The 3,113-nt window shown below is 53.1% G+C and carries 1 protein-coding gene and 1 pseudogene; one reads left to right on the plus strand and one right to left on the minus strand.

Annotated features, from left to right (window positions below; genetic code table 11):
* The first annotated feature begins 492 nt into the window (after positions 1-492).
* The gene (locus tag MHY24_RS11930; RefSeq protein WP_239230919.1) at positions 493-1,803 is read left to right on the plus strand and encodes a threonine/serine exporter ThrE family protein; all 1,311 of its coding nucleotides are present in this window, start codon (positions 493-495) and stop codon (positions 1,801-1,803) included.
* A 146-nt stretch (positions 1,804-1,949) separates the two neighbouring features.
* On the opposite strand, the pseudogene MHY24_RS11935 reads toward MHY24_RS11930, so the two are convergent.
* Positions 1,950-2,995 (minus strand): annotated as a pseudogene (locus tag MHY24_RS11935) (IS3 family transposase); the annotation flags it as partial.
* Positions 2,996-3,113 lie beyond the last annotated feature (118 nt).

Raw genomic sequence — 3,113 nt, forward strand, 5'->3', positions numbered from 1 at the left:
ATCGACACTGCCTACAACCACTCTATGGGAATACGCAAAGGCCACATACGCTAAACCCCACCAACACAAAATGTCGTTTAGCCCGACACGCCGCAAAACAACACATTCTGTCGTTTAGGCCCCCTCTCCTTCCACGCCCCAACCTGCAGACCCCTAAAACAGCTCCAACGCCCGGGCCTCGCTTGGGGCCACAGGGCGCTGGAACTGGTTCTCTCTATCTCTCTTGCGTTCTCTCGAACACGTAAATTAAAGATAACGCGCTAGGCTGCCATAGGTCTGGTATTTGCCTGTGAATATAGTGGCAATCATTTGGCGGAGGGTAAGAATGGCTCAATCAGCTTACGGGTATCAAGGTGGAGGCTTTTGGATCGATGAGCCTGATTCACAAGAGGCTTCTTTTGCGTAAGATTCTAGGAAAACTACAAGCGCGCTATCGGGTTGGGGTCGACAGGTCTTTAATTGTGCGCCAGGAGCAGTGTCAGAGGAGGAGAGATGGCACAACAATTTGATCCGGAGATGCATCGGCAAATGGGTGTCGAGGCGGACGTTGTATTGCGGGTGGGAATGCTCCTAATGGGGGCCGGCACCTCTGGTTATCGCGTACTTAGAGGGATGAAACGGAGTGCGCGAGCATTGGGGTTTGACCATCTAGATGCCACAGTGGGTCTGACGCAGATTACCTGTACGTTTCACCGCGGCGAATACTTCCGGACGGTCATTGCTCGGCAACATTCGCCTGCAGTTGATGCCTCTCGGATTGAAGCCTTGGAAGATTTAACCCACAATCGCCTCTACGCAGGGATAACCGCTCAGGAATTAGCGGCGATGCTGGATACTATCGAGCATAATGTCAAAAAGCGCTGGGGCGGTCTAACTCTTTCTTTCGCTGCCGCGATCGCATGTGCGGCGTTTGCGTATCTTAATTTTTTCCCGCTGGAAGCAGTGGGGTTGGTTGCTTTGGCGGCGTTTGCAGGCCAGTTTGTTCGTTATACAGTTCTCCACCGTCACGTTCATCAAATTGGAGGAGTGATTGCTGGTGGTGCGACGGCAAGCATAGTTTTCTTCTTGTTGACGGAATTTTTCGGGGCTATAGGCTCGGTGGAACCCAGTGAACTGTCCTCGGGTTTTGTGGCGGCCGTTTTATTCCTGATTCCCGGGTTTCCACTTTTCTCTGCTTTGATCGACATAGCGCGATTTGATCTTGATGCGGGGATTGTCAGATTGGGGTACGCCTTTACCGTCATATTCACGGCGGCTTTCACGGTCTCTATGGTTAGCTGGCTGACAAAACTTAGTCCTGACCCACCTGCACCTGTGCAGGATATGCAATGGTTTCTGTTGGCGCCGCTGGCAAGTTTTCTGGGCATTGCTGGGTTTGCTTTTCTTTTTAACTCTTCTCGCCGCATGGTCTTAGTAGCGGCGTGCGTTGGAACCGTGGCAAATGAGCTTCGTTTGATTCTAATTCACGCGGGAACAACCATTTTCTTTGCAGCCTTTGTGGGTGGATTAATCATCGGGTTGCTGGGGGCAGTAGCTTCTAAAAGGGCGCGTCTTCCTCGTATTACAACCACCGTTCCGGCCGCGGTGATTATGATCCCAGGGGTGACAATGTTCCGGGCGGTGTTTTATTTGAACGATGGTCAGATGGATCAAGCGTTGGCCAATGTGGCAACTGGAATGATGGTAGTTGGATCTATTGGTGCCGGTTTGGTGTTTTCTCGCTTGCTTACTGATAAGGATTGGGCCTTGGGTCGCCTAATTGATTTTGATAAAAAGCTTCCGCAACGGCCTTTTTCCGCATGATGTCTAGACTTTAGCTAGGGAAACGCCTGTGGCCCCCGGTTCCTTTCGGAGCTGGGGGCCACAGGCGTCTCTCATGTCGTTTCCATGTATCGGCATCTGCCGCCCTGTGGAATGAACTGGCCCCCAAAAGTTGGACTGGTTTAATTCTAGGCGGTGAGGGGTTCAAGGGCCTGATTCCGATATTGCATCGGGGTCAGGCCCTTGAGTCGTTGTTGGATGCGTTCGGTGTTGTACCACTGGATGTACTCGTCGATCGCTTGGGTGAATTCCTCGACGGTGTCAAAGACTTCCCCGTGGTACATCTCGGCCTTCACGTGCCCGAAGAAGTTCTCCATTACTGCGTTGTCGTAGCAGTTGGCTTTACGCGACATCGACTGGACACCGCCGTTGTCACCGATCAGGTTACGCCAGGAGGAATGCTGGTACTGGAATCCTTGATCGGTGTGCATCATCCACCCAGGCTTCGGCGCACAGGCCGCAATCGCCTTAGTCAATGATTCGGCGGTAAACGCTGCCGTCGGCGATGTAGCCACGGTGTGGGCGACGATTGAGCGGTCGAACAAGTCCATCACCGGTGACAAATACACTTTTCGGCCTGCGACCCTAAACTCGGTGACGTCGCTGACAAAGACGGTGTTTGGCTTATCTGGGGTGAACTTGCGGTCAAGCTTGTTGTCAGCAATGCGACTTTTAGTTCCTGCGTAGGAAATATACGGTCTGCGTTGGCGGATCTTGGCCCGAAGCCCCATCTGGCGCATGAGTTTGTAAACGAGTTTGTGGTTGACCACCCAGCCCTTGTTGCGCAGGTCCAGCAACACTCGCCGGTAGCCGTAGCGATGCTTGTTAGCCTCGAAGCTTTCTAGGATCGCCTCCTTGATCGCAGCGTGCTTATCTGGCTCGCTGAGTCGTTTCTGGTGGTAGAAGAATGTCGCCCGCGGCATACCGGCTGCCTCTAGGAGGTCCTCCAAGCGGTGGTGAGACTTGAGGATGACGATCGCTTGGACTTTCAGGCGCGTCCCTGATTCCTCAAGTCCCGCAATTTTTTTAGGTAGGCATTTTCGGCCCGCAACCGTTCGTTTTCGCGACGTAGCTTATCTTCTTCAGAAAGCACTTTCGGCTTAGCTGAACCTTTAGGCCTGCCCTTCGGCTTCGGTTTTAAGGCGTCATCGCCGCCTTTGCGCCATTTCCGGAGCGTGTCAAGTTGTTTGTGTGTGGGGCGGGGTTTATAGGTATTTGTCGAAGCGGTCGGGGTAGGCCACGGCCATTTGGTTGATGGCTTGTTTCCAGCCGGATACTCGGGCTCCTTCCAT

This window comes from Corynebacterium sp. ACRPQ (assembly GCF_022347225.1).
Lineage (GTDB): Bacteria > Actinomycetota > Actinomycetes > Mycobacteriales > Mycobacteriaceae > Corynebacterium > Corynebacterium tuberculostearicum_D.

Bases quoted from the DNA above. Each gene is read 5' to 3' on its own strand.
- MHY24_RS11930 (WP_239230919.1), top strand. From the start codon at position 493: ATGGCACAACAATTTGATCCGGAGATGCATCGGCAAATGGGTGTCGAG.